This is a genomic window from Bacillus sp. FSL M7-0003 (assembly GCF_038628485.1).
Classification (GTDB): Bacteria; Bacillota; Bacilli; order Bacillales; family Bacillaceae; genus Bacillus; species Bacillus safensis.
Map to the genome: position 1 here is coordinate 2,373,611 of NZ_CP152024.1, position 25,338 is coordinate 2,398,948.

The 25,338-nt window shown below is 40.4% G+C and carries 27 protein-coding genes, 1 pseudogene and 1 other annotated feature; of the genes and pseudogenes, 4 read left to right on the forward strand and 24 right to left on the reverse strand.

The window, feature by feature from the left end:
• Positions 1-4: 4 nt before the first annotated feature.
• Positions 5-718 (forward strand): amino acid ABC transporter permease, encoded by a 714-nt coding sequence (locus MHI23_RS12195; protein WP_342491983.1) that lies wholly within the window; start codon positions 5-7, stop codon positions 716-718.
• A gap of 35 nt (positions 719-753) precedes the next feature.
• Here MHI23_RS12195 and MHI23_RS12200 read toward each other — a convergent pair whose 3' ends face one another.
• From MHI23_RS12200 to MHI23_RS12245, 10 genes are all read right to left on the reverse strand, one after another.
• Positions 754-1,584, reverse strand: a complete 831-nt coding sequence (locus MHI23_RS12200) for a manganese catalase family protein (RefSeq protein ID WP_025092842.1) — start codon at positions 1,582-1,584, stop codon at positions 754-756.
• A gap of 125 nt (positions 1,585-1,709) precedes the next feature.
• Positions 1,710-2,750 (reverse strand): 2,3-butanediol dehydrogenase, encoded by a 1,041-nt coding sequence (locus tag MHI23_RS12205; RefSeq protein WP_017358082.1) that lies wholly within the window; start codon positions 2,748-2,750, stop codon positions 1,710-1,712.
• Positions 2,751-2,820: 70 nt separating this feature from the next.
• Positions 2,821-4,041, reverse strand: coding sequence for an MFS transporter (locus MHI23_RS12210; RefSeq protein ID WP_056767924.1), 1,221 nt, complete (start codon positions 4,039-4,041; stop codon positions 2,821-2,823).
• Positions 4,042-4,093: 52 nt separating this feature from the next.
• Positions 4,094-4,334, reverse strand: a binding site (T-box leader).
• A 78-nt stretch (positions 4,335-4,412) separates the two neighbouring features.
• Positions 4,413-5,162: an SDR family oxidoreductase gene (locus tag MHI23_RS12215; RefSeq protein ID WP_056768094.1), complete on the reverse strand. Its 750-nt coding sequence runs from the start codon at positions 5,160-5,162 to the stop codon at positions 4,413-4,415.
• Positions 5,163-5,303: 141 nt separating this feature from the next.
• Entirely contained in the window at positions 5,304-6,425 is a 1,122-nt protein-coding gene (locus tag MHI23_RS12220; protein ID WP_056767927.1) for an ABC transporter permease, read from the reverse strand.
• The gene (locus tag MHI23_RS12225; RefSeq protein ID WP_056767931.1) at positions 6,418-7,584 is read right to left on the reverse strand and encodes an ABC transporter permease; all 1,167 of its coding nucleotides are present in this window, start codon (positions 7,582-7,584) and stop codon (positions 6,418-6,420) included. Before MHI23_RS12225 ends, MHI23_RS12220 begins: the two co-directional genes overlap by 8 nt.
• A gap of 19 nt (positions 7,585-7,603) precedes the next feature.
• Positions 7,604-8,548, reverse strand: a complete 945-nt coding sequence (locus tag MHI23_RS12230) for an ABC transporter ATP-binding protein (RefSeq protein WP_342491984.1) — start codon at positions 8,546-8,548, stop codon at positions 7,604-7,606.
• 330 nt (positions 8,549-8,878) lie between these two features.
• Positions 8,879-9,652: a class I SAM-dependent methyltransferase gene (locus MHI23_RS12235; RefSeq protein ID WP_056767935.1), complete on the reverse strand. Its 774-nt coding sequence runs from the start codon at positions 9,650-9,652 to the stop codon at positions 8,879-8,881.
• Positions 9,653-9,750: 98 nt separating this feature from the next.
• Positions 9,751-10,965 carry a formaldehyde dehydrogenase, glutathione-independent gene (fdhA, locus tag MHI23_RS12240; protein WP_024423097.1) on the reverse strand — a complete coding sequence of 405 codons (1,215 nt, stop codon included), beginning with the start codon at positions 10,963-10,965 and terminating at the stop codon, positions 9,751-9,753.
• Positions 10,966-11,366: 401 nt separating this feature from the next.
• Complete coding sequence (locus tag MHI23_RS12245; RefSeq protein ID WP_024427897.1) at positions 11,367-11,969, reverse strand: methyltransferase domain-containing protein; 603 nt, start codon at positions 11,967-11,969, stop codon at positions 11,367-11,369.
• Between the two features lie 319 nt (positions 11,970-12,288).
• Here MHI23_RS12245 and MHI23_RS12250 point away from each other — a divergent pair.
• Positions 12,289-12,363: pseudogene (locus MHI23_RS12250) on the forward strand (YjcZ family sporulation protein); the annotation flags it as partial.
• A 43-nt stretch (positions 12,364-12,406) separates the two neighbouring features.
• Here the strand turns inward: MHI23_RS12250 and MHI23_RS12255 are convergent.
• The 7 genes from MHI23_RS12255 to MHI23_RS12285 form a co-directional block, all read right to left on the reverse strand.
• Positions 12,407-12,562 (reverse strand): hypothetical protein, encoded by a 156-nt coding sequence (locus tag MHI23_RS12255; protein WP_223251019.1) that lies wholly within the window; start codon positions 12,560-12,562, stop codon positions 12,407-12,409.
• Between the two features lie 165 nt (positions 12,563-12,727).
• On the reverse strand, positions 12,728-12,862 hold the full coding sequence (locus MHI23_RS12260; protein ID WP_065214597.1) for a YrzI family small protein: 135 nt from the start codon (positions 12,860-12,862) through the stop codon (positions 12,728-12,730).
• A gap of 448 nt (positions 12,863-13,310) precedes the next feature.
• Positions 13,311-13,541, reverse strand: coding sequence for a YrhC family protein (locus MHI23_RS12265; RefSeq protein WP_034279976.1), 231 nt, complete (start codon positions 13,539-13,541; stop codon positions 13,311-13,313).
• Positions 13,542-13,613: 72 nt separating this feature from the next.
• Positions 13,614-14,762 carry a bifunctional cystathionine gamma-lyase/homocysteine desulfhydrase gene (locus tag MHI23_RS12270; protein WP_024423100.1) on the reverse strand — a complete coding sequence of 383 codons (1,149 nt, stop codon included), beginning with the start codon at positions 14,760-14,762 and terminating at the stop codon, positions 13,614-13,616.
• Between the two features lies 1 nt (position 14,763).
• Entirely contained in the window at positions 14,764-15,687 is a 924-nt protein-coding gene (locus MHI23_RS12275) for a cysteine synthase family protein (protein WP_025092835.1), read from the reverse strand.
• 45 nt (positions 15,688-15,732) lie between these two features.
• Positions 15,733-16,428, reverse strand: coding sequence for a 5'-methylthioadenosine/S-adenosylhomocysteine nucleosidase (gene mtnN, locus MHI23_RS12280; protein ID WP_024423101.1), 696 nt, complete (start codon positions 16,426-16,428; stop codon positions 15,733-15,735).
• Positions 16,429-16,443: 15 nt separating this feature from the next.
• Positions 16,444-17,085, reverse strand: coding sequence for a class I SAM-dependent methyltransferase (locus MHI23_RS12285; RefSeq protein ID WP_025092834.1), 642 nt, complete (start codon positions 17,083-17,085; stop codon positions 16,444-16,446).
• Between the two features lie 186 nt (positions 17,086-17,271).
• On the opposite strand from MHI23_RS12285, the gene MHI23_RS12290 reads away from it, so the two are divergent.
• On the forward strand, positions 17,272-17,475 hold the full coding sequence (locus tag MHI23_RS12290) for a YrzA family protein (protein ID WP_024423103.1): 204 nt from the start codon (positions 17,272-17,274) through the stop codon (positions 17,473-17,475).
• Between the two features lie 218 nt (positions 17,476-17,693).
• On the opposite strand, the gene MHI23_RS12295 is transcribed toward MHI23_RS12290, so the two are convergent.
• The 3 genes from MHI23_RS12295 to greA all read right to left on the reverse strand — a co-directional run bounded on the left by MHI23_RS12295 (position 17,694) and on the right by greA (position 20,693).
• Positions 17,694-18,359, reverse strand: a complete 666-nt coding sequence (locus MHI23_RS12295; protein WP_025092411.1) for a YrrS family protein — start codon at positions 18,357-18,359, stop codon at positions 17,694-17,696.
• Between the two features lie 67 nt (positions 18,360-18,426).
• The gene (locus MHI23_RS12300) at positions 18,427-20,169 is read right to left on the reverse strand and encodes a penicillin-binding protein 2 (RefSeq protein WP_342491985.1); all 1,743 of its coding nucleotides are present in this window, start codon (positions 20,167-20,169) and stop codon (positions 18,427-18,429) included.
• A 50-nt stretch (positions 20,170-20,219) separates the two neighbouring features.
• Positions 20,220-20,693 (reverse strand): transcription elongation factor GreA, encoded by a 474-nt coding sequence (gene greA / locus MHI23_RS12305; RefSeq protein WP_008358505.1) that lies wholly within the window; start codon positions 20,691-20,693, stop codon positions 20,220-20,222.
• Between the two features lie 623 nt (positions 20,694-21,316).
• Between greA and MHI23_RS12310 the strand changes: the two genes are divergently transcribed.
• The gene (locus MHI23_RS12310; RefSeq protein WP_056767947.1) at positions 21,317-21,673 is read left to right on the forward strand and encodes an Ig-like domain-containing protein; all 357 of its coding nucleotides are present in this window, start codon (positions 21,317-21,319) and stop codon (positions 21,671-21,673) included.
• A gap of 52 nt (positions 21,674-21,725) precedes the next feature.
• On the opposite strand, the gene udk is transcribed toward MHI23_RS12310, so the two are convergent.
• From udk to MHI23_RS12330, 4 genes are read right to left on the reverse strand one after another with little or no spacing between them, the layout of a single operon-like run.
• Positions 21,726-22,358, reverse strand: coding sequence for a uridine kinase (udk, locus tag MHI23_RS12315; protein ID WP_024423106.1), 633 nt, complete (start codon positions 22,356-22,358; stop codon positions 21,726-21,728).
• Positions 22,359-22,365: 7 nt separating this feature from the next.
• The gene (locus tag MHI23_RS12320; RefSeq protein ID WP_024427877.1) at positions 22,366-23,634 is read right to left on the reverse strand and encodes a U32 family peptidase; all 1,269 of its coding nucleotides are present in this window, start codon (positions 23,632-23,634) and stop codon (positions 22,366-22,368) included.
• A 20-nt stretch (positions 23,635-23,654) separates the two neighbouring features.
• Complete coding sequence (locus tag MHI23_RS12325) at positions 23,655-24,584, reverse strand: peptidase U32 family protein (protein WP_342491986.1); 930 nt, start codon at positions 24,582-24,584, stop codon at positions 23,655-23,657.
• The gene (locus tag MHI23_RS12330) at positions 24,581-25,246 is read right to left on the reverse strand and encodes an O-methyltransferase (RefSeq protein ID WP_342491987.1); all 666 of its coding nucleotides are present in this window, start codon (positions 25,244-25,246) and stop codon (positions 24,581-24,583) included. The genes MHI23_RS12325 and MHI23_RS12330 overlap by 4 nt, the downstream gene beginning before the upstream one ends.
• Positions 25,247-25,338 lie beyond the last annotated feature (92 nt).

The window sequence follows — 25,338 nt, forward strand, 5'->3', positions numbered from 1 at the left end:
TTTGATGCAAACCATTGATATTCCATTTGCGATTGACCAAGTTCCACATATTCTAAAAGGTGTTCCTTTCACCTTATTCATTGCACTAGTTTCTATGGCTGTGAGTCTTGTGATCGGATCTTTTTTTGCTTTCATTCGCCTCTTTCGCATCCCTGTACTCAGACAGCTCGTTACGCTATACGTCTCCTTTTTTAGAGGAACGCCGCTTATTGTTCAACTGTTCGCTTTCTTTTATGGACTCCCTTTTCTTCTAACCAGTATGAACGGCACATTCGGACTGACCTTTCATCCGGATATGGTCTCCCCTTTAGCTGTGGCTCTTATTACCTTCAGCCTGCATTCAGCCGCTCATTTAACAGAGGTGGTCCGAAGTGCACTTCTGGCAGTAGACAAAGGGCAGCTTGAAGCGGCAAAAATTGTAGGCATGACCACACGTCAGGCGATGATACGCATTATTTTGCCGCAGGCATTTGTTGTGGCCTTACCAAACCTAGGCAATCAGCTCGTTCAGTTATTAAAAGCGACATCTCTTGCGTTTACAATTGGGGTACTCGAAATCATGGGTATTTCCCGGATCATTGCAAATGACGGCTATCAGTTTTTAGAAACTTATCTCGTCTCTGCTTTGATCTATTGGCTGCTGAGCATTGTCTTTGAATTAGCCTTTGCATTATTAGAGAAACGTGTCAGCGTATACGGAAGAACTCTCGGACGTTAAAAAGTCGATCAGGCACAAAAACCTGATCGACTTTTTTATTCACCCTTTTTTGGTGTGTTAAACAGTTCTTTTGGTGCGGGTTTGAGCTTTGGTGCAGAGCCGAACACGACAGGTGCAGAAATATATCTGAACTCTCCTTTCCCATCCATGCTGCGGCCATGTGCCCATCTGCCTTGCTTACTTTCTTCCCCTCTTGAGAAGTTAAACAAGTCATAGGATACTTGCTGTTTCTCTAATGAACGAGGGAAGGTGGTTGGTACGACGACATCCCCTTCTCGCTCTTCTAATTCTTTAATTGCAGCAAGCCACATATTTTGATGGTATGTATCACGAGCAATGAGGAAGGAGAGCATATCTTTGACGCCGCGGTCATCTGTCATTTCGTAGAGTCTTGTGACCTGGAGTCTCCCTTGTGATTCTGCATTTAAATTTGCTCTGAAATCCGCCATTAAATTTCCGCTTGAAATGATGTATTTGGCATTCCACGGGTATCCTTGACTATCCGCTGCCATTGCCCCTAAACCGGCAACAATTGCATGCTGCGGGTTCATTCCGCCCATAACAGCCGCAAGTGCTGGATCACTTTGATACGCCTGTTCTTGGTCTTTGACGGGTGCATTATCTAATAAACGTGCGATCATCGTTGCCAGCATTTCGACATGACCAATTTCCTCGGTTCCAACATCAAATAACAGATCTCTATATTTTTGGTCTGCCCGGCAATTAAAGCCTTGAAATAAATATTGCATCATTACACTGATTTCACCATATTGACCGCCTAATACTTCTTGTAATTTCTTTGCATACACCGGATCAGGCTTTGAGGGCTTTGCTTCATATTGCAATTCTTTGATGTGATAAAACATGATGTCATCTCCCTTATCAAAAACATCTTTTCACTTATCACTATTCGACCGCAGCTCCCTTTATGAAAAAGATCTGAATACATAAAAAAAGAGAACGGCTTATGCCATCCTCTTTGTTATCTTACTTATTCAGCACTGACTAAAATTTTCACTTGATCTTTTTCATTGATTAATGCATGGAAGCCATCCTCGATCACATCGTCCAGCTTGATTTTTTTCGTGACGAGTGTGTCTGCAGAGAAATAGCCTTTTCTCATTAAGTTTAATACAGATGGGAATACGTCTCTGTAGCCGATAATTCCTTTTACTGTACGTTCTTTAATGACAATGTCATTCGGCATAATTTCAGCGCCTTTTTCCCAAATGCTTACAATGACTGTTTCGCCTGAAATTCTAGTTGATTGGATTGCTTGCTTCAATACAACAGGTACACCTGTCACTTCAAAAGAAACATCGACGCCACCGTTTGTGCGGCGTGCAATTTCTTGAACAACATCTTCATACTGAGAAGGATCAACAATGATCGCTCCAAGCTCTTTTGCTTTCTCTTGACGTTCTTTTGATAATTCAACTGCATAAATATCAGTAGCACCAGCTGCTTTTAATGCTTCAATGACAAGTAAACCAATTGGTCCGCAGCCAAACACAGCCGCTGTATCCCCAGCTTGTACTTTACTAGAACGAACCGCATATAAAGCAACCGCAGAAGGCTCGACAAGCGCGCCTTGCTCATATGAGATTTCGTCTGGTAATAAATGAAGTAATTCTTCATCGACTGATACATATTCAGAGAATCCACCGCCGCCTCCGGCAAGTCCTAAAAAGCCCATGTTTTCATCTAAGTTATAAGCACCTTGATGTCCGTGAGTTGCAAAAATAGGTTCAACAACCACTCGGTCGCCTACTTTATAATTGCTCACGCCTTCTCCTACTTCAACAACTTCACCAGAGAACTCGTGTCCCAGTGTAATTGGTGCTTTTTCTTTTGTAAGTGGATGAGGTTCATTCACAGGAATGAAGATCGGTCCGCCTAAATATTCATGTAAATCACTACCGCAAATGCCGCACCATTTTACTTTCAGTTTCACTTTTCCTGGAGCAACTGTTGGTTCATCAATTTCCTCTAGTCGAATGTCCTTTTGATCGTGCCAGCGTAGTGCTTTCATTTGTAAGACTCCTTTTCTCATCAATTTAATTAACTTACTTAAATAATGATAACATAATTTTTTTAATTTTCTAAGTAGGATGCACTATTTTTTTGACAGTCAATGGACGAAAGATGACAAAACATAACAATAGACAGATAAGAAGCATACATATACACCCAATGATGACGGAGATTCTGATCGATAAAATATGAGCGAGTCCGCCAAATATTCCTGTCATGGTCATCGTTAGAATAGCTTCAACCAAAGCATAAAAACTGGCTACCCTCCCCATCACCTCCACAGGAATATTCGTTTGATAGTACGTCATAAATCCTGTGTTCGCAAATGCTAAAAAGAAGGCTAATATAAAAAATCCACCGGCAGCTGCAACTAGGCTGCTGGAAAATGCATAAATAAGATAGCCAAACGCCACAAACAAACTGCCGATTCCAAGCATCAGCGAAACTGACAGCCTTTCAACAATGACCGAATTAAGACTTGCCCCTGCAATGATACCCGCTCCAGCTATACTGACAAGAAGGCCATATTGTGTATCAGTCAGCATTAATACTTCTTTTGCAAAGGCTGTTTCAAGTGAGTCTATGGCCGTAGGAAGGACCGTTATCGCCGCACTAAATAATAAATATACCGTCATGATCTGGCGTGACGTCAGACTAAATCGCAGAACAAGCTTTGCATCCTCTTTTAACATTGAAAGGGAAAACCGCTTTTGGGCAGCATCTGTTTTGAGCAAATTCGGTAAACACATCGTTAACAGTGCAGATATCAACAGGCAGATGGCATTTACATAAATTGAAAGAACAGGCGTCCCGATGAGAAAGAGCAGACCTGCTGCTGCGGGCCCAAGTAAAAATCCACCGGATTGTAATAAAGAGCGAATGGCATTAAACCGTTTTCGGTTATCCGCCGGGATGAGTCCTGTCATATACACCATCGACGCTGGATGAAACATCGCTTGTGCCATCTGTATGAAAAACACCATGACATACAGAATGAGCAGATGTCCTGAAAATAAGGCAAAAGGGATGCATGCAATGAGCAGAGCACGGGTAATATCTAAACTGATCATCACTTTCCGCTGATTCAGCCTGTCAATCAAACTGCCGGACCAGCTATTGGTCAAAAGAGCAGCAGCCGGTCTTAGCAAATAAACTGCTGTTACAGCAAGTACAGAGCCCGTTTCTTGAAAAATAAGCAGATGGAGGACAATCATATAAATCCATTCTCCTATGTTCGCGATCCCGATGGCTCCAAGTAAAATACTCATATCCCGCCAATGTTTTTTCATCATTGTCCCCCCTATTTGTCATAAAAAAATCCCGCCCCCAAGACATGTCTGTCTTGAGGACGGGATTTACTCCGCGTTGCCACCTCAGTTCATTCATCTGTTGCCAGATGAACCTTAGCGGGTGATCATTCACCCTTCTCTGTAACGGGAGAAGTTCGCTGCACCACCATCCGAGGGAATCCGGTGCAGAGCTAAGAGGCTTGGTTCCATCATGCTTCCCAGCTCCTTCTCAGCTTCACGGAGTTCTCTGTGTGGGGTAGCTATGATGTACTCTTCTCTATTTGCGCTTTGTCTTTTTTTCATCACGATCTTCAGCTGAATTGTTACATATTGTACTGCGCCTCGATCAAAGCGTCAATGTTTTTTTCATGTTAATCCGCATAAATCATTTTCCTAGTCATGCCGCCATCAACAACCAAATCTGTGCCGGTCACAAATTGATTGTCTTCATCTGTTAAATAAAAACAGGCTTTCACAATATCCTTTGGCGTGCCGACTCGATTGGAAAGATGCTGCTGATGGTCAATTTCTCGAAGACTTTTCTCATCTTTCGTTTCAATCCATCCAGGGGAAATGCTATTGACCGTAATGTGATCCTGACTAAAAGAAACTGCCAAGGCATGAGTAAGCGCGGAAATGCCGCCTTTTGATGCAGCATATGCTTCTGTATAGGGCTCTGACATGGTCGCACGGGTAGATGAAATGTTCACAATGGAACCGCCGTTTGGATTCTCTTTGATATAACGTGCTGCTTCTCTAGCGCATAAAAAAGTCCCTCTTACATTTGTATGCAGCACATGATCCCACTCATCGACCGTTAACTCATAAGGCGATGCTGTGCACATGACGCCGGCATTATTAATAAGAATATCAATTGTTTTGCAGTGCTCCACCGCAAACGACATTAAGCGCTGAATATCCTTCTCCTGTTTCACATCTGTTTTAATGAAATAAACTTCAAAGGACTCTTTTCTCAGCTGCTCCTCCAAACGCTTCCCCTTCTCTTCATCTATATCCGCAAGCACCACACGCGCCCCTTCTTTTGCATAACCGCAGGCGACCGCTTCACCAATACCATTGGCTGCACCTGTGATGATGACGGTTTTATGTTGAAAATTCATCATTCATCCAATCCTTTCTCCATGAGATGTTGTCGTCTATCATATCATTTTGAGGAGTACGCATGAATAAAAAACCCCTTTATCGCAATTGAGAGTAATAGAGGGATTTTTTAAAAACTCAAATGGAACGAAGAAAAATGATTAATAGGATCTAATATTTTTCAAACCAATCACCATAAAAACAATCGTAAAAGCTGCTAAAACTGTTATGTCTAATAATAAGATTGATTGGTTGACCGTACCACTCATGATCTCACCAAAACCAGACATCATCCACGTTTGCGGTATAGCCAAAGAGATCTTCTTCATAATGTCTGGAACGATATCTAAAGGCCAATAAATACCACCCAGCATACACGATCCTACAATGACAATTGCACTAAATACTTCAGCTTGCTTTTTTGTATGAGATAAGGTGGCAATCATAAAACCTAAACTCACGACTAGCCCTATAACAAATGATCCAAACACTAGAATATGAATTACGTTGCCTAAGTACACATGAAAGAACACAGATAAGACAGTCAAAAGAACACCCAGTTGTATCCATCCAAGGAGGAAATAAGCCACTAAATAGCCCAGAAGCACATATATTTTATGAATTGGACTCGAAAGCAATCTTTGCCATGTATAATCTTTATATTCCAAATGAATAGATGACACAGAGCTTGAAATCGCAAACATCATAAACATAATGGTAAAGCCAAGCGGTATTAAGTTTGGCTGCTGGCTTGCTTGATCATCTTGATTTTTTTCAATAAATGAAATGGTGCCAGATTCATTTAACTTGTTCAATGCATTAGTGAGAGAAACACTTTTCTGCTCTTTCACACCCTGATTGATTTGATAAATGATGGTAGCTGTCTCTTTTAAATAAGGAGATAAGACTGCATATTCTTCAGTTTTCTTATAAACTGTCACATCAAAAATTTCTTTATTTTCTTTTAGATGGGACTTTAATTGGTTTGCGACTTTTACAGACGCCACTACCTTTTCTTCAGATACTAAATCTTTTGCGTCTCTTTCAGTCGCCTTTACCCAGAGAAATTTGGTGTTTTTTTCGAGAATTCGAAAAATTTCTTGATCCAGTTTCCCTTGACTAGGCTCTAGAATAAAAGCAACTGTAGGTTTCTTTGAATCAGATGCGGTACTGCCAAAGATAAAACTAAATACGATTGGCATAACAAATAAAAAAATGAGGGTCAATGGGGACTTTAATGTTTCTTTTAACTTTAACGTTATAATGGCTAATATTTTATGCATAACGATGCTTCCTTTCAAAAGACATTCTTAATAAAGCAATGATGAAGAAAGCTAGTCCCATCCCACAGCTAAGTAATAATCCGCTTTGAATTTCACTAAAATCAGCACCTGCCATACTTTTCAAAAACATTTGAAGTGCAAGAGAATTAGGTAAAAAATAGCTGATATCAATTACCCATTGCGGGAATAAGTATAAGGGCACCATACTCCCACCTAAAGCAGCTAACACTTGAGTTCCTAAAATCCCCACACTGTTAAACGTTTTTTCTCTATTGATAAAAGAACCAATCAGTACCCCGAAACCCGCAGCATTTAATATAAAACTACATCCGATCATAACAACAGTAAAAGGCTCTCCCCAGTTCACCTTAAAGACAAAACTAGTAAATAAAATAATGACCGCAAGTTGAATCATACTCATCAAAACAATACCTAATAACTTTCCAACGATGTAACTAGTATTGCTTAATTTTGATACAATCAGCCTTTTATAAACATCTTCCTCTTTTTCCTCTATCATACTTCCAACTAGAAAAACAACAGTCATTAATAAAAAAAGCACACCCATCCCGCCTGCGTAGTATTGGAAGGATGTAATCGGCTGGCTGTTGATATGAATATTTCTCTCGTTCACCAGGTCTTTTTTCAGTTGATCAGACACGATCTCCACTTCTTTACCTTGATTCAGCGGCACCAGAATACGATTCATATGATAATTTTGAAAGAATTGCAAAACCACATTTTCCAGAACCATTTCCTGTAAGTTTGAATTAGGTCCTTTCAAAATATTCAATTGCACATGATCATGATTCAATAGGCTTTTTTCAAAATTCGGCTTGATGATTATCCCCATTGTAATGTCTCTACTATTTAAATCTTTCTCTAGCTGATTTTTCGAGGTGACCTTCACATCAAATATGTCACTTAGTTCACTCTTAGACACTGTTGAAAGAAACATTTTACTTGTAGCGGACTTATCTTGATCTGTTATTCCTACTCGAAATGAATTGATCCTGATTTCACTATCTTTCTGCATGTTATCTCCAAATGCTGCACCTAAAATAGCAATTAATATGATAGGCATAAAAAAAAGTGTAAAAAAGCTTTTCTTATCCCTAAAAAACAATAATAGATCTTTCAGTACAACCCAAATGCTCATATGCTCACCTCCAGACAGCCTAATCCCTCAATTTTTTACTAGTTAAATATAAAAAAACATTTTCTAAGTTTGGTTCTACGATTTCTGCTGAAATAATTTGAACATTTAATGCAGTCACACCTTGAATGAGACGACTTAATAGCTGCTGAGGATGTTGATCAAATATTTTAATTTGATTTCCATGAATCACGATTTCCTTTAACGGATCTTCATCATTTATGTATTGGCAAACACGATCTATTTCGCTCTGTCCATGTTCACGTTTAATAGTAAAAATAATTTCCCTTTGATTGCCGACAAGCTCACTTAATTCATGTTGATCCCCCATTGCAATGATGGATCCGTGGTCCAAAATAGCCATTCTTTCACATAAATATTCGACTTCTTCCATGTAATGACTAGTATATATAATTGTCATCCCTTCATTATTTAACATTTTTACTGTTTCTAGTATGTGATTTCTTGATTGTGGATCTATACCTACAGTCGGTTCATCCATGATTAATAGTTTCGGTTGATGCAAAATCGAGCATCCGATATTCACTCTTCTTTTCATTCCTCCAGAGAATACTTTCACTTTGTCATTTGCTCTATCTTCAAGACCAATTAACTGAAGTGTTTCTTGTACTCTGCTTTTTAACTCCTTTCCTTTGAGTCCGTACATTCTCCCCCAAAATATTAAATTTTCTTTTGCTGTCAAATGTAAATATAACGCGATCTCTTGCGGGACAATACCAATCATTTGCTGTGCTCTATTTGTTTCTTTGTTTAAATCTAAACCTTCAATCGTTACAGAGCCGCTAGTTGCTCGGATAAGCCCTGTCAAGATGCCAATTAATGTGGATTTCCCAGCACCATTCGGTCCCAATAGACCAAATGATTCTCCTTTTTTTAAGTGAAAGGTTACCCCTTTTAATACCTGCTTATTCTCATAATTTTTCTTAATGTCATGTACTTTTAGCAACCTATCTCTCTCCTCTATTCGGCATATCGTTCTCTTACATAAAAAACCTAAAAATATTTACCATCCAATCAAATTATAATATATGGTATAAAATTCTACTAAATATCAATATTTCCAATCCGTTCATTTTAACATGTTACGGAATGCAGGAGAATAGTACAGACTTTTATAAATGTTGAAAACACAAAAAAACTTACAAGAGGTTCTTGTAAGTTTTTTAATCAATATATGCGGATCAAATACTAATTTCAGTCATATTACATCACAGAAGGGGGATCACCACTCACAAATGTTTGACCCTGCTTTTTCCACAAAGTTTAATCGACATTTTTATTCTTTCCTGAAAAGAGCAATCCAGTCATCCACCTCTATTGATTCTATTTGATCCTCTGTCATGTTCAATCTATAATATTGCTTTATTTTCTCGTTAGCATCTAGCATGTATTTTGTAACGATCTCTTCTTCCTTTAAAGTTTTCGTTGTTCGCTTGACCCATTCTTGAAAAGGGTAACGTTTTTTTCGTTCCATTGATCTTACTTCTTTTATTCCCTCTTTATAAAACAATTCCCGCCATTGTTCTGTAGATAGACAGGACACATGACTTGGGTCTCTCAATCTTTCCAGCTCATTGATAAATAGTGCAAGCTCTTCATCATTTGGCGAAACATTATCAATAAAGAAAAACAGACCATTTGACTTTAATACGCGAGATGCCTCTTTGGCAAACTGTTCAGGGTGCGGGAAATGGTGTGCTGCAATTCGGCATGTGACCATATCAAATGTGCCATCTAAAAAAGGAAGGCTTTCTGCATCCGCTACTACATAAAAAATTTGTGGATACGCTTTTAAATGAAGTGATGTATGAGAAAGCATCTCTTTCGTTAAATCCGTCGCAAATACTTGATTCACATATGGAGCCAATGCTTTTGCGGTATGCCCGCCACCAGTTGCTATATCGAGGACGATCCAGCTTTCTTTTGGAGCTGTCCATTCAACGATTAGATCCAGGTCTGCTCCCTTTGCATGAGTTTGACTCGTCACATACTTTTCTGCATTTCTCCCAAATTGTTCTACAACCCTTCTTTTGGCTTGATCTGAATTCATCTAATTCCTCCCCCTTGAAATGGATTTGTATATTCTATGTGATTTTCCACAATAAAGAGCCGTCCCATTTTATTGAGCGGCTCCTTTCATGTTAAAAATTATCGAGAAAGCATCCCGTGCGGGTCAATGACAAATTTCTTCGCCACACCCGAATCAAAGTCACTATATCCTTTAGGGGCTTGATCAAGGTCAATGACGGTCGCATTGACGGCTTTAGCGATCTGTGCTCTGCCGCTTAAAATGGATTTCATTAGACTGCGATGATATTGCATAACAGGGGTTTGACCTGTCACAAAGGTATGAGCTTTCGCCCAGCCAAGTCCAATTCGCACTTTCAGAGAACCGACTTTTGCATCGGCATCCACTGCTCCTGGATCTTCTGTGACATAAAGCCCTGGAATTCCAAGCTTGCCGCCAACTTTAGTAATATCCATAATCGTATTTAAAACAGTTGCTGGTGCTTCTCCCTGGTCTCCATGACCCGAAGCTTCAAAGCCGACACAATCGACGGCACAATCAACTTCTGGCTCCCCTAAAATATTCGTAATTTGTTCGCCGATTCGATCATGTTTTCGTAGATTGATCGTCTCACAGCCGAAGCTTCTTGCCTGTTCCAGTCTTTGCTCATTCAGATCTCCAACAATCACAGCAGATGCGCCAAGAAGCTGAGCCGAATGTGCTGCTGCAAGACCTACTGGCCCAGCACCTGCAATATATACGGTCGAACCAGGCTTTACTCCAGCCGTATAAGCACCATGAAAACCTGTCGGGAAAATATCGGAAAGCATCGTGAGATCAAGTATTTTTTCCATCGCTTGATCTTTGTCTGGAAATTTGAGCAGTTGAAAATCTGCATATGGAACCATGACATACTCGGATTGGCCGCCAACCCATCCGCCCATATCTACATATCCATAGGCAGAGCCAGGGCGGTCCGGGTTTACATTTAAGCACACATGGGTTTTTTGTTCCTTACACATGACGCAGCGTCCGCATGCAATATTAAACGGAACGGACACGAGATCTCCTTTTTGAATAAACTCTACATCTCGCCCAACTTCCACGACTTCACCTGTAATTTCATGACCAAGGACAAGTCCTTCAGGTGCAGTCGTACGCCCTCTCACCATGTGCTGATCACTTCCGCAAATATTCGTCGTCACTACTTTTAAAATGACGCCATGCTCACATTTGCGCCCCACATTGGCTTTAGGTACACCCGGGCCGTCTTTTAAGACCAAATCAGGGTATCCAATATCCTCAACTGCTACTTTTCCTGCTCCTTTATAAACGACACCTTTGTTTCCCGACATGATTTCATTCCTCCCTTTTGTTTAAAAATGAAGTCTCTACAATTTTCTCTATTTCTTAAGCAATTTCCTTCTTCAAACAGCACATTATGTGAAAAAGAGGGAGTCACATGTCTATGTGAGAAAGAAAAATGTGTCTTTCAGCGAAATAAAAAAGAAAATATTGAAAAAAAAGCTAAACTTTTGCAGAACGGTGTCGATATAAGAAATAAGCCAGACAGGTATCCTTAATCGACAAACAAATTCCTTATATATACTATCATTCCTTACACACCTGGCTGGCGCCTATATCACATACAAAAGGCTCTTCTGATGAAGAACCTTTTTTTATTGCAGGCAAAGAGGCTCCTCTGACGAAGAGCCTCTTTTTTGAGTGCTTGTTCATTACCTGGGAAATATTTTCATCATTTTAAGGCTTTGATACAGATGTATGTATCATAGTGATAAACCGAGACTTCTCTAAAGTGATATGCTGAAAACAGACGGCTGATCTCTTCTTCACTGTACGATGAAAAAGATGTTGACCGTTTTTGTTCGTTGATCAGCTCCTGCTTTTGGAAAGATAAAAATACTTCTCCATCCACTTGAAGGACGCGGTACACTTCCTTCATGACTTGCTCAATATCCTTCAAGTAATAGATCGTCTGCACCGTAAATAATTTATTGAATGATCTGTCTTCAAAAGGTAATTGCTCAGCCTTACCAAGCGTAATGACGGCTTTGTCCTGTTCCGCAAGCTTCTTATGTTTTCTTTTTGCATATTTAATCATATGGCGAGAGGCATCCACTCCATATACTTTTCCGCGGTCAAGTTTTTCAGCTACCTTTGATAAGGTGATGCCTCTTCCAGTCCCAATTTCTAAAATTCGGTCATTTTCTTGTATATTTAAGAGTTGAATCGTCCATTCATTGATATTATGATGATTTTTTTCCATATAGCGGGCAACCCATTTTGAGAACAAGCCTTTTGGTTCCCTCATTTGTTTTCCAATCCAGCTTTGAATCAATGTTAACACCTGCTTTTCACCAGTAAATAAAACTATTTACAAATTTCCTTACTTTTCATATCGGCTCTCACCTTACAAAAATTAAGACCTAGTCCTAATTTATTTGTCTCTTATAAGACGCTCCTTTTCAGAAAATGTTTCGCAGAAAGTGAAAATTTTTTTAACCTGAATAGGCGTTTTCATTATTTGTGCTCAGATTGATTTCGTTTTCTGCATGAGCTGCATAATTTATAAATGTATCTTGATTAGATAAAGGTGGTGCTAGATTATGGGCTTTGGCGGTTATTCTGGAGGCTACTGCGGTGGCTACGGTGGCGGTTTTGCAGGCGGATTCGCATTGCTTGTTGTACTGTTCATTTTGTTGATCATCATTGGTGCAAGCTGGATTTGCTAACGTAAAAGGAGCAGGAAACGTCATGGTTTCCTGCTCCTTTTCTTTAATACCAATAAGTCCGGTACTGATACATATAACGTCTGAGCATTTCCTCTTGCTCTCTTTGCATGCGGTATGGATTGCCGTATCCGTGCTTTAAGGAATGCGGAATAGATGCATACCCGTGCCCCACAGACGGAAATCTCATATATGGTGACATCGACATTCATTGATCACCTCACAATCACCTTTTACGGTATCATATGTGCAGGTGATCAATGTGGAGCGTGTCTAAACCTGGTCCTTCTCCATCGTATAACAATCAAGCATTGCAAGCATCATAAACATGTCAATCTCCTCCTTTTCACATTTTTCATTTCCTGTTTTAGTTCATATACTTTAGTTGTTTCTGTTTCATTTCTTCATAAATTGTTTCGACTTCTTGTTCGTAAAGAACGGTCTCAATGTCCTTGTATTTCCGCTTAATCGTCAAAGTAATAAAAAATAAATGGATTGTCATATACGCTCACCTCCCTTCAGTTCGCAGCACGCGAAATAGCCCGCAGATCTTCTTTATCAGTTGACCTGCGGGCACACAAAAATGCAGATCAAAAGACAGTGTCTTCCAACCTGCAATGGATGATACGTGTGAAATCCTCGTTTACTTAAACAGTTTTGAAGCGTGCACCGTATAAGGCAAAGGAAGGACACGAACTCTTCCACAGGCTGATGACATGATGAAATTGTTGGTTGAATTGATCACAAGTAGATACGAATAACATATTCTTCAGCCTCCTTTACGTTTTTTTAATTACTTTGTAAGTATATCCAGCAAGCACCATTTTGTAAACCTGTTTTTAGTAATATAGATGAATTTTGTGTTTTTGACTAAATTTCTACAGTTATTCTTGTCCGATTGTCCAATACAATAAAAAAAGCCTCCTCAGGCAAATGAGGAGGCTTTCGAATTAATCTTCATCTAATTCTTGCAGTTTCTTTTGAAAGAAAATCGCGCGTTTAACACAAACAAAAGCTGCTAATAAGAAAACACAATCTATTCCCATCATCAGCATTTTTGGAGATGCTTCGATGTGCTGGTTCGGTAAGATCGTACCAATATATAAAAAGGTGCTGACAGCAAGCAAAATAAAAGCGTACTGCTTGTAATCTGTCACTAAATCACTCCACTTTTTCTTCACTTGTTTCACCTTCCAGTTATCAATGTCTATTCATAGCTTAACATAGTGAGAGAAAGCGAGGAGCATGTAAATCTATCCATTCGCCAGTGCGCTTAGTCCTTGCTTGATATCATGTAGTAAATCATCCACATCTTCAATTCCGACGGAAATACGAATTAAACCATCTGTGATGCCAAGCTCTTCCCGGCGGTCTTTTGGAATGGACGCATGGGTCATCCGGGCAGGGACAGAAATTAAGCTTTCAACCGCTCCAAGGCTTTCTGCGATTGTAAACAGCTTAAGTTGGCTCAAAAATACATCGACATGTTCTTCTTTTCCAATATCAAAAGAGATCATGCCGCCGAAGCCGGATGCTTGTGTTTTCGCAAGTTCATGTCCAGGGTGAGTATCGAGACCTGGATAATAAACACGTGTGACGGCTGCATGTTGCTTTAAAAACTCAGCGATTTTCTGTGCATTTTGTTGATGTGCTTCCATTCGTAGTCCAAGCGTTTTCATCCCTCTCATGAGAAGCCATGAATCCTGCGGTCCAAGAATTCCGCCTGTCGAGTTTTGAACAAAGTGCAGTTCTTCTCCAAGCTCTTTCGTCGCTGTGACGACAAGCCCGCCTACAACATCACTATGGCCGCCTAAATACTTAGTCGCACTGTGCAAGACAATGTCTGCGCCATATTCAATCGGCTTTTGGAAATACGGTGTGAAAAATGTATTGTCGACAATCATCAAGATGTTGGCTTCCTTTGTCAATTCGCCGATGGCTTTTAGATCCGTCATTTTGAGTAAAGGATTGGTTGGCGATTCAATGTAAACGGCTTTTGTTTCAGGTAAAATGGCTTTTTTCACTGCTTCAGGATCACTTGTGTCAACAAAGGTTGCAGTAATGCCAATGCGGTTTAGCACCTTTGTGATGACGCGGTAGGTTCCGCCGTACACGTCATCTGTCAGCACAATATGATCTCCGCTGTTAAACAGCATCATCACAGCCGTAATGGCTGCCATCCCTGAACCAAATGCGTAGCCGCTGGCTCCTCCTTCAAGATCACGAATGACTGTTTCCAGGGCAGTTCTTGTTGGATTTGCTGTTCTGGAGTATTCATACCCCGTATGTTCGCCTGCTTTCGGCTGCTTATAAGTACTCACTTGGTAAATCGGCACAGACACGGCGCCTGTTCTCTCATCACCCGTTGTTCCACTGTGAATCATCATTGTTTTTGGTTTCATTCTATTTTCCTCCCTCATAAATTCCTTTACTTAAATATCGCTCACTGCTGTCAGGAAAAATGGTGACAATGACTGTCCCAGGTGCTGCTTTCTTTGCTTCCTCTAAAGCGGCAAATAAAGCGGAACCAGAAGAGCTGCCGATGAGAACACCTTCTTTTTCAGCTGCTTCTTTCACCATTCGAAACGCATCATCATCACTGACAGTGTAAATCTCATCAAATAAAGCCTGCTCCATATAATCTGGGATAAATTCAAGGCCAATTCCTTCCGTTCTATGCGGCCCCGGGTCCCCTCCATTTAAAATTGATCCTTCAGGCTCCACAACCACTGTTTTTAACGCCTGATTCTGCTCTTTTAAATAGGCGGCACAACCTTGAAAAGTTCCGCCAGATCCTGCTCCCGCCACGAATACATCGATATTCCCTTTTAAGTCGGACCATAATTCGGGACCGAGCGTTCTGTAGTAAGTCAATGGATTTACTTGGTTTTTGAATTGTAAAACACAATAGGCATTGTCAAGGCTTGCCTCTAATTCAAGGGCTCGATCAATCGCACCCTTCATGCCTTCTTTTCTGGGCGTATGAATAATCTCTGCACCGAGCGCCTTCATCAGTTGTTGTTTTTCTTGACTAAAATGTTCTGGTACACAAAAAATGGTTTGCAATTGATGCTTTCTTGCACTTAGGGCAAGCCCAATTCCTGTGTTTCCAGCAGTTGCTTCAATAATAGTTCCGCCTGGACGCAGTTTGCCAGTTGCTAATGCTTCTCTGATGAGCATGTCACCTAAACGATCCTTAATACTTCCACCTGGATTCATCATCTCAAGCTTTGCATACACCTCAACGCCTTCTGGGACGCCAATCCCTGATAGCTTTAAAAGCGGTGTGCGGCCAATTAATTCAGTAATATCCTTTATGACAGCCATATGATTCCCTTCCTTTGCATGGAAAAGAAGGGGAACCCCCTTCTTTTATTGTGTTTGCTTTATCATACGCAAGACAAGGTCGGTTGAGTGAATCGCTGCTTGCTCAAGGAATTGATCAAAGGAGATGTTGGATTCTTTCCCTGCAATATCCGATAGCGCACGAACGACAACAAATGGCGTACCAAAGAGCTGGCAGACCTGTGCAACGGCTGCGGCTTCCATTTCCACCGCATATAGCTCTGGAAACTTCTCTCTCACAAACGCTACACGATCCGGATCATTCATAAACGAATCTCCTGTTGCAATCGTTCCTTTTGCCACTTGAATATGATCAATTTCTAAAGCAGATTCTTCTGCCAGCTTCACAAGCTTTTCATCTGCAATGAAAGCAGCTGGAAGTCCCGGCACTTGTCCATATTCGTAATCAAAGATGGTCACATCTACATCATGATGTCTCACATCAGTAGAGATGACAATATCACCTACATTTAATGAGTGGTGAAAACCGCCAGCAGATCCTGTATTGATCACATAATCTGGCTGAAAGCGGTCAAGCAGTAATGTTGTGCTGACCGCTGCATTTACTTTTCCAATTCCTGATTTTAATAAAATCACTTCTTTATCTTCATAAACACCTGTTGTAAATTCACACCCAGCGATGTTTTCTTGTGTAGCATTTTTTAGTTGATCTCTTAAAATCGTCACTTCTTCTTCCATTGCACCTATAACTGCGATTTTCAAATCAAAAACATCCTTTCATTCCCTTTTCTTCGCTTCTACGATCCAAACAAAATCATTCATTTGATGAAAGGACGTGCTAAAACCTTCTTCTTCAAAGATTTGCTTTAGCACATCAATGGATGGATAATATTCCGTTTCTAAATCCTCTGCAAGCTGATCGAACCCTGCGGCTCTCGCGTTGTCGATCTGAGCTTGATGTGCTGCTTGATTTTGAAACATTGTATCAGCAAAAACTATTTTACCATCTGAGTGAAGGATGTTGCTATAGGTGTGAATGGCTTGTTTTTTTTCTTCATCCGTTAAATGGTGGAATGCATATGAGCTGACGATCGTATCTGGCTCAAAAGGCGGCGCTGGAAATGATAAAAAATCCCCATCATGAAATAGATCTGGCAGTCCTTTTTGAAGAGCCGCTTTCTTCATGGCATCTGATGGTTCAACACCAAACACGTTTTTATCAGCTGCAAGGAGCAGCGCTGTTAGATTCCCCGTACCGCTTCCAAACTCAAGAACATTTTGGCCTGAAAGGCGGACAATCTCTTTTAAAATAGCCGGATACCGGCGAAACACTTCTTTATACTGCTCGTCATGACCACTTACCGTGTCGTCATAAGAGTCAGCCCAATGATCAAATAAAGAAAGAAATTCACGTCCCATTTTCTTTCCCTCCACTTTATCTATTTATTCCTATGCGTATAGTATGTTTTATTCCGTCGAACAGTTCCTATCCTACCACAACTTCTGTTTCTTTCCTACTAAAAAATACTGGGAGAGACAGAAAAACATTTGCCCTTCTGAGGGAGAGAGATTAAGATGAATGAAGAGTATAGAGAGGTGAATCAAATGGATTTTCAGCTGGATTTTTTAAAGGATAAAATAGAATTTTTTGAAGCAACATCTTTAAAAGAACTTGAACAAAAGATCCAAAAACAAATTGAACATAATCAGGCGATTCTGCTGACTGTTCATTCTGTCAGTCATCAAACGACTGTGATCGATGAGCGGATTTTGTATACAGCAGTTGTTCATTTTAAAGCAAATGTTTAAACAAAAAAGATAGCAGATCTGCTATCTCAGCGTATAGACAAACCCTCGCATTCGTTGTCAGTTCTGCGTGCCGGTGCTCACGAATGTCAAATTCGCTCCGCTCCAGTACTCGTCCTTCCTAGACTGCAAAGGTTTTCTATCACGCTGAAAAGAAGACAAAGGGCTAAAATAAACATCATTTTAGCCCTTTGTCAACAATCTGCTATCTTTTTTCGTGTTTATCTTAATTTTTCAACCTTCACAGGTTTCCAGCCTTTTTCATCTACCCACGTAATTTCCACGCGGTAGCGTTCACCTGTTGATTTATCACGGATGGTTCCTTTTGCATCTTGAGGACCTCCGTTATTTCCTAACCAAAGAACGGTCATTTGATCTTCTGAAATTCCTGTCGCATAGGACATGGCTTTGATCATTTCTTTCCAGTCTTTTGAGCTGGAATCATAGGTTGCTGTATGTGAACCGGATTGCTCTGTTCCTACAGGCTCCCAGTCATCATTTTCGTATGTTTTGTCTACATCACTCGTTTTGCCGCCATCTGTTTCTTTGGCGTCTTTTAACGCATCTTTATTAGGTTTTTCTTCATCATCTGTCTTCTTCGTTTCGTCGTCTTGATCAGATGAATCATCTTTTTTTGCATCTGAATCATCGGATGTGTCTTTCTTTGGATCTTTCACATCTTCTTGTGAGTTTTGTTTATTTTCACTTGTTGCAGGTGCCGTTTTTGATGGCGCATCCGCTACATCAGGATCTTTCGGCTTATTAAAAATTAACAAACTCGATGCGACAACCAAAATAAGCACCACAACGATACCAATTAATATGTTAAGCACCATATTTGCCTTTCTGCGCTTATCACGATGTTCAAATCGAGAATTTCTACTCAAAATCTCTGCACTCCTTTGCCTCTGTTCCCTAAGTCGTTACTATTCTAACATGTCATGAAGGGATGTTCTATGTCTGTTTCTTTTCAATTTCATTGACCTTTTTTACAATATCATAAAACGCATCATTTGTCTTAGCCCGGCCACTTGTCTCATCAAGGTGAACAACAACAAGGGCGTATTTTGGTTTTTCTACCGGAAAGTATCCAGCAAACCACTTATGATAAAGCGGATTCCCCTTTTTGTCTTGACTGCCGGTTTGGGCAGTACCTGATTTTCCCGCTACATCGTATGGCAAATCTTGAAACCTTCTTCCGGTTCCCTTGTCAGAGGTCACCACCTGCCTTAAGAATTTTTGCAGCTTTTGAGCTGTATAGCGGTCTATGCTGCCCCCTTCAGGCCGTTTGTTTTGAAAGGACAGCATCGTTGTTCCGTTTTGATACAGCACTTTTTCTGCGATTTTCACTTCTTTTCGTTCTCCTCCTCTTGCGATCGTAGCCATCATATTCGCGATTTGCAGAGGCGTCGTTTTCACATTTTTTTGTCCTATTGCGGTTTGTGCAATGGCTTTTTTGACATGCTTGTCTCTTTTATCTCCCCACACACTGCCTGTTTCTTCACGATCAAACTGTTTGAAGTGCTGCTTATGATAGACATCCCCTTCCCAGCCAGCTCGATCTATGAGTCCAAGCTTTGCAGCCGTCTTTTCGATGATTTGATCATCTGTTTGAATGAGCCTTTCAGCAAGTGTCGCAAAGGTATAATTGCAGCTCTGCGAGAAACTATCAGTCAGATTCAGCACTTCTTGTTTTCCTTCAGGCTCTCCATATAAATTCTTTCGACAGTCATACATGGTTTGTGGCTGGTCAAGATTTTTTTCGATTGCTGCGGCAAGTACAGCCGTTTTAAAGACAGAGCCTGGTGCAATCGCTGTCAGCATGTAATTTCTTGCCTCATGCCGGTTTTTACTTGTGACATTTGGGGTACTCGCCATCGCGAGTACACTGCTGCTTTCAATGTCGAGCAGAACGGCACCGCCTTTTTCAACGCCTTGTTCTTTGAGCACCTTCTCCATTTCAGCCTGCATGTCTTCATCTATTGTTGTCTGTACCTGAAGTGGATAAAAGGAATGAGCTTCTGCTGTATATTTGACGTCCATACCGAACAAAGGGTTTCCCCTTCCATCCACATGATATAACAATTTTGTGTCTTGCTCGGGTAATAGAAATTCGTCAAAGGTGCTTTCCAGCCCAAATGTGCCGATTTCAGTACGTATGGAAAGCTCTTTTTTGTCAGGATAACGCTTTCTCAATAGTTCTGGATTTTCGCTTGTGAAGCCTAGTGTGTGGAGGGCAAGTCTTTTTTTGTCCTTCTCTTTCATATATACGCCGTACACACCTGAATATTTCATATCATTGATGTCTTTCAGCTTTTTTTTCGTGATGTCATCTTTTAAAATGAGAGGTTTTTTCGTTTCTGTTAACTGTTTTTTGAGTTCATCCTCTTCCATCTCAAGAATAGAGGCGGTTTGCTGTAAGCGTGGAAGATCATATTGCAGGAAAGGAAATAAGATAACCGCAGGCTGTTCTTTTGTAAGAAGTGCTTGGCCGTTTCGATCTAAAAACTCACCGCGCCCGTCTGAAATAACGACTTCTTCTGTTCGCTGTTTGACACTTTCTTGTATTAAATTGATATCAAGCTTTGAAAACGATTCTGTAAAGAACAGCTGAATTTCTGCCAGTCTCATCAGAAGACCGAGCAATAGTATAAAAATAATCGCACCTGTCCATTGAATTCTTCTTTTTTTGCGCATAAAAACACCTCGTCCCTATTGTGGACGAGGTGTTTACCTGATAAACGTGATTAAGAAATTTTTACAATTTGGACGAACATTTCTCCGCCAGGTGTTTGAACGGTTACTTTGTCGTCTACTTGTTTACCTAAAAGGCTTTTTGCAATAGGTGAATCGTTTGAAATCTTGCCTTCGAACGGGTCAGCTTCTGCACTTCCAACAATTGTGTAAGACTCTTCTTCCCCGTCTGGTAATTCAACGAATGTCACCGTTTTACCAAGTGAAACCACATTTGAGTTTCCTTCATCTTCGATAATTTTAGCATTACGAATCATATTATCAAGCGTTGTAATACGGCCTTCTACAAACGCCTGCTCTTCTTTAGCAGAATCATACTCCGAGTTTTCAGAGAGGTCTCCAAAACTTCTAGCGATTTTAATACGCTCTACAACCTCTTTACGTTTAACCGTTTTCAAATATTCAAGCTCTTCTTCTAATTTACGTTTTCCTTCTTCTGTCATTGGAAATACTTTCTCTTGTGCCATGAATCATTCACTCCTTCTATTAATCCTCACCATACAAACTTTCTGCACGTGAGTGACGACTGAAATATACAAGAATGAGGACATGTTCAGGCCCTCATTCCTTCTGTACCATATTCGTAAAAGTCCATCTTACATGGCGTCCCTTTTAGATGCAACTATTATGCCTTTTATTAGACAGGACCACTCGCAGCGGTCTAAAATCGCACAAACTGTGGAAAGGCACAGGAAGCTCCTGTACCTCGTTCGGCCATTTCGATCATATGTAGAAGAATAGCTTATCCATTCTCCATCTTCCAATACATAATATGGTCAGTGTACGATATGTCTATGCTATATTATTACAAAATTGCATTTTGATCAAGAATTGTTTGAAAATTTGTGATGATTTGTTTGTCGTTTTTTTAATATACTTTTTCAACTTCATTCTTTCGCTATGTGGTAGTGATTTCTCCATCTCTTCTTTTCTTCATTGTTTTCTTATCATATCAAACCCTTAAGATTTTTTCCGAGAATGCTGCTTTTATAAATGTTCACATATTATTAACAAATATTTACAAGGTAATATTTGGTTTTTGTTGAATTCTATCAATGCAAGACCAAATACATGCTAGGGAGTGTTTTAAATGAACATGAAGAAAACAATTGTTTCTGTTCTATCCATCTCTACCTTATCTTTTTCACTAATGGGCATGGCTTCGGCCAAAGAAACAGCGGATTTCACAGTCAATAACAATAATATATGCACTTCTGGATTGAAAACATTAGATGTGATTTCAATTCAAAATTACGATTTACCTATGAAAGTTGGTCAGGAGTGCTCAGTCTATAATGCTGCAGCAACACGTTATTGGACAGACAACCAGAGAGTTGCATCTGTTAACTCTTTTGGAATAGTGACCGCTCATTCACGTGGCGATGCCACTATCACTCTTTATAAAGGGACGTCTGTCTTAGGACAAGTTTTTGTGAGAGTTTGGTAAGATGATGCTGAAAAGACCTTTACACTGTAAAGGTCTTTTTCTTCTCCACCATTTACTCTGCTCGGTTTTGAAGAATCGTTTGAATTTTTGTCACCATTAAGTCTATCGCCACATGGTTTTGGCCGCCTTCTGGGATGATGATATCGGCGTATCGTTTCGTCGGTTCAATAAATTGATTATGCATCGGTCTGACAACAGATACATATTGTTCAATCACAGAATCGATCGACCGGCCTCTTTCCTTCGTATCGCGTAAAATGCGGCGGATGATGCGAAGGTCTGCATCTGTATCAACATACAGTTTAATATCCATTAAGTCTCTCAAACGTTCGTCTTCGAGCGCAAAGATACCTTCAACGATAATGACATCCTTCGGCTCAACATGAACCGTCTCTTCTGAACGTGTATTTAGTTTAAAATCGTATATTGGTTTTTCAATGGATTCGTATCTTAGGAGCTGTTCCAAATGCTCAAACATCAGGTCATTGTCGAATGCAAGCGGATGATCATAGTTCGTGAGCAGGCGCTCTTCAAATGGCATATGACTTTGATTTTTGTAATATAGATCTTGCTGAAGCATGAGGATGGAATGTCCTTTAAATTTTTCATAGATTGAATTGGTGACGCTCGTTTTACCCGAACCCGAGCCGCCAGCAATACCAATGACAACTGGTTTACTCCTCATGTGGCTGTTATTTCCCCTTTCTCATCATGTTGCTAGGGTATACTTTTTGATCAAGCTTGAATTTGACGATTTGCAGCGGATGACGAGCGGCATCTAGTTCATTTCCTTTTTCATCCCAAATCGTCTCAATTTTGCATGTGAAATTCTCAATTTCTGGTCCGAAGAATTCGACTTCGTCGCCTTGCTTAAAGAAGTTACGCTGCTGCAATGTCACGATTTGTTCTTTTTCATCATAATGAAGAACAAGACCTGCGAAATCAAATGTCGTTTTCTTCCCATGGATGCCAAACATTTGTTCATCCGTTCCTGGTATGCCTTCGAAAAAGGCTGGTGCTGTGTCACGGTTTGCGCATTTATCTAATTCATCTAACCATTCCTGCTGAATGACAAAATTGTCTGGATCAGCACAATACGCATCGATGACTTTACGATACACACTTACAACAGTGGCAACATAATGAATGGATTTCATCCGTCCTTCGATTTTTAAGCTGTCAATTCCCATTTCAATCATTTGAGGAATGGATTCAACAAGCTTCAAATCTTTTGGACTCATTGCAAATGGCGCATCTTCCTCACCAAATAAAGGCGCTTCCTCAGAACCTTCTAGTTTATAAAGATCATAATCCCAGCGGCAGGACTGGCAGCAGCCTCCGCGGTTAGAATCTCTTGCCGTCATATGGTTACTGAGCACGCAGCGGCCAGAGTATGCGATACACATCGCACCGTGAATGAATGTTTCGATTTCAATATCGACCTTTTCTTTCATTTCTCTAATTTCTAGCGCACTAGTTTCACGTGCGAGCACCACACGCTCAAGCCCTTCTTCCTTCCAAAACTGAACAGCTTTCCAATTTGAAAGAGACTGCTGTGTGCTTAAATGGACTTCAAGTTTCGGTGCAACACGTTTACATGTTTCAATGATCAGTGGATCAGCTACGATAATGCCTGCTACTCCAGCGCCTTCGATCCCTTGAAGGTATTCCTCCAGCCCGTCCATGTTTTCATTGTGGGCGAAGATATTTGTTGTCACATAAATGCGTGCGCCATATTTGTTTGCAAATGCGACACCTTCTGCCATTTCTTCAATTGAAAAGTTATCTGCATTTGAGCGAAGTCCAAATTCTTTCCCGCCAATAAAAACAGCGTCAGCTCCGTAATGTACAGCAATTTTCAGTTTTTCCAAGTTTCCTGCGGGTGCAAGCAGTTCTGGTTTTTTTGTAATGACACGTTTCCCATCAATCATTTCAGAAATACCATCTTTCAATAATGCCATTTCCTCTGCCTCCTCTTATCTTAATAAACCGTTTCTTTAAAGAAGAACCCTGTATCAATCGAACGATTCACTGGCTGAATCTCTTCAATCCGCTTCACCCAGTCCTCTTTCTGATCTTCATACGCGTCTTTGTCAGTCGTTAGTAAATCAATTGCTTTTCTATAAAGTGATGTCACCTCTGTCATATAAGAAAGTGACTTTAAAATTCCGTCAATTTTAAATGAGTCAATGCCTGCGTCAACAAACTCTTCTAATTCGTCAATCATACACACATCATTTGGACTCATAATATGTGTTCCGTTTGCATCCTCGAAAATAGGATATTTGTTTTGACGCTCTTGGTCATGCAGGAATAGCCCTTCCTCCATATTTCTGCCTTCGACGTCCATTTGTTTGCCCTGGTATTCAAAGTAGTTGCCGATGAGCGTACGTTTCGATTGAAACATACATGTCATGCCATGGACTTGAATTTCAATCTCCACCTCAGCATTTTCTTTGATGTCGATCACACTGTCCATATTCAGCTCTTTTGCAAGAACAGCACGCGATGCGCCTTTTCTGCCCCAGTAGTTACAAGTGTAATAGTTTGTCCCAGTCGTTTCTGTACTCCAGTGAAGATTCAGGTTCACTCCTGTTTCCTTTGCGGCCATGATCACGGCTGGGTCTCCAAAGACGACGCCGTCCACGTTTAATGAATCGAGAAAGGTTAAATAATCTCCAAGCAGCTGCACGCGGTCATTATGAAAAATCGCATTCATCGCTACATACACTTTTTTGTGATGGGCATGTGCAAGCAGAGCCGTTTGTTTCACATCTTCTCTTGAAAACTCACCTGCAAGACGAATACCGTATGTTTGTTCGCCTATTAAGAATGCATCAGCTCCTGCCTCAATTAATGGCAGTACGTCTGACACGCTGCTTGGCGTCACAAGCAATTCTGGTTTCTTCATGATTGGTCACCTCTTTTTGTACTAATGGCGATCCCGTCTCCAACTGGAATAATGCACGTTTGGAAATCAGGGTTTGACACGAGCCATTGATTGTATCGATCAATTTTTCCAATTAATTGTTTTTTTCGTTTATCTTCAATTTCTTCTTCATAATTCGTTGCCACTAAGCCTTTGAATAAGACATTGTCTGTGATAATCATTCCGTCGTGAGCGAGCATCGGTTCAAACAATTCAAAGAAACGCTTGTACTGCCCTTTTGCGGCATCAATAAAGATCACATCATAGGGCGCCATCGTTTGGACCGTTTTAGCCGATTCCATCGCATCACCAAAAAACACGTGTATTCTTTCTTTTAACTTTAATTCCTCAATGTTCCGTGTTGCTTCTTCATAGCGCTTTGCATTTCGCTCAATCGTATAAATCTCAGCATCTGGAAGAGCTGTTGCCATTCGAATTGCTGAATAGCCAATCGCTGTCCCGACCTCAAGAATTTTCTTCGGCTGTTTCATCGAAAGCAGCTGCAATAAAAGCTCGATGCTCACCTTTTCCATAATTGGTACATGATGCTCTTTTGCATAGATCTCTAATTGAGCGATTGCATCAGGACTTGGGTGAATTAAATGTTCAATATAATCATTTATTCGATCATCTTCGATAGTCATTATCTGTCTAGCTCCTTCATGACCTGAAAAAGAAGAGTCCTGCCTATTGCAGCTCTCTTTCTCGTCAATCTTTCGTTCATCTAAGTAAAAAC

What these genes read in the sequence shown, in the direction of transcription:
- MHI23_RS12195 (WP_342491983.1), top strand. Translation starts at nt 5, where the DNA reads ATGCAAACCATTGATATTCCATTTGCGATTGACCAAGTTCCACATATT.
- MHI23_RS12200 (WP_025092842.1), bottom strand. Translation starts at nt 1,584, where the DNA reads ATGTTTTATCACATCAAAGAATTGCAATATGAAGCAAAGCCCTCAAAG.
- MHI23_RS12205 (WP_017358082.1), bottom strand. Translation starts at nt 2,750, where the DNA reads ATGAAAGCACTACGCTGGCACGATCAAAAGGACATTCGACTAGAGGAA.
- MHI23_RS12210 (WP_056767924.1), bottom strand. Translation starts at nt 4,041, where the DNA reads ATGAAAAAACATTGGCGGGATATGAGTATTTTACTTGGAGCCATCGGG.
- MHI23_RS12215 (WP_056768094.1), bottom strand. Translation starts at nt 5,162, where the DNA reads ATGAATTTTCAACATAAAACCGTCATCATCACAGGTGCAGCCAATGGT.
- MHI23_RS12220 (WP_056767927.1), bottom strand. Translation starts at nt 6,425, where the DNA reads ATGCATAAAATATTAGCCATTATAACGTTAAAGTTAAAAGAAACATTA.
- MHI23_RS12225 (WP_056767931.1), bottom strand. Translation starts at nt 7,584, where the DNA reads ATGAGCATTTGGGTTGTACTGAAAGATCTATTATTGTTTTTTAGGGAT.
- MHI23_RS12235 (WP_056767935.1), bottom strand. Translation starts at nt 9,652, where the DNA reads ATGAATTCAGATCAAGCCAAAAGAAGGGTTGTAGAACAATTTGGGAGA.
- fdhA (WP_024423097.1), bottom strand. Translation starts at nt 10,965, where the DNA reads ATGTCGGGAAACAAAGGTGTCGTTTATAAAGGAGCAGGAAAAGTAGCA.
- MHI23_RS12255 (WP_223251019.1), bottom strand. Translation starts at nt 12,562, where the DNA reads ATGTCACCATATATGAGATTTCCGTCTGTGGGGCACGGGTATGCATCT.
- MHI23_RS12260 (WP_065214597.1), bottom strand. Translation starts at nt 12,862, where the DNA reads ATGACAATCCATTTATTTTTTATTACTTTGACGATTAAGCGGAAATAC.
- MHI23_RS12270 (WP_024423100.1), bottom strand. Translation starts at nt 14,762, where the DNA reads ATGAAACCAAAAACAATGATGATTCACAGTGGAACAACGGGTGATGAG.
- MHI23_RS12275 (WP_025092835.1), bottom strand. Translation starts at nt 15,687, where the DNA reads ATGGCTGTCATAAAGGATATTACTGAATTAATTGGCCGCACACCGCTT.
- MHI23_RS12285 (WP_025092834.1), bottom strand. Translation starts at nt 17,085, where the DNA reads ATGGGACGTGAATTTCTTTCTTTATTTGATCATTGGGCTGACTCTTAT.
- MHI23_RS12290 (WP_024423103.1), top strand. Translation starts at nt 17,272, where the DNA reads ATGGATTTTCAGCTGGATTTTTTAAAGGATAAAATAGAATTTTTTGAA.
- MHI23_RS12300 (WP_342491985.1), bottom strand. Translation starts at nt 20,169, where the DNA reads ATGCGCAAAAAAAGAAGAATTCAATGGACAGGTGCGATTATTTTTATA.
- greA (WP_008358505.1), bottom strand. Translation starts at nt 20,693, where the DNA reads ATGGCACAAGAGAAAGTATTTCCAATGACAGAAGAAGGAAAACGTAAA.
- MHI23_RS12310 (WP_056767947.1), top strand. Translation starts at nt 21,317, where the DNA reads ATGAACATGAAGAAAACAATTGTTTCTGTTCTATCCATCTCTACCTTA.
- udk (WP_024423106.1), bottom strand. Translation starts at nt 22,358, where the DNA reads ATGAGGAGTAAACCAGTTGTCATTGGTATTGCTGGCGGCTCGGGTTCG.
- MHI23_RS12320 (WP_024427877.1), bottom strand. Translation starts at nt 23,634, where the DNA reads ATGGCATTATTGAAAGATGGTATTTCTGAAATGATTGATGGGAAACGT.
- MHI23_RS12325 (WP_342491986.1), bottom strand. Translation starts at nt 24,584, where the DNA reads ATGAAGAAACCAGAATTGCTTGTGACGCCAAGCAGCGTGTCAGACGTA.
- MHI23_RS12330 (WP_342491987.1), bottom strand. Translation starts at nt 25,246, where the DNA reads ATGACTATCGAAGATGATCGAATAAATGATTATATTGAACATTTAATT.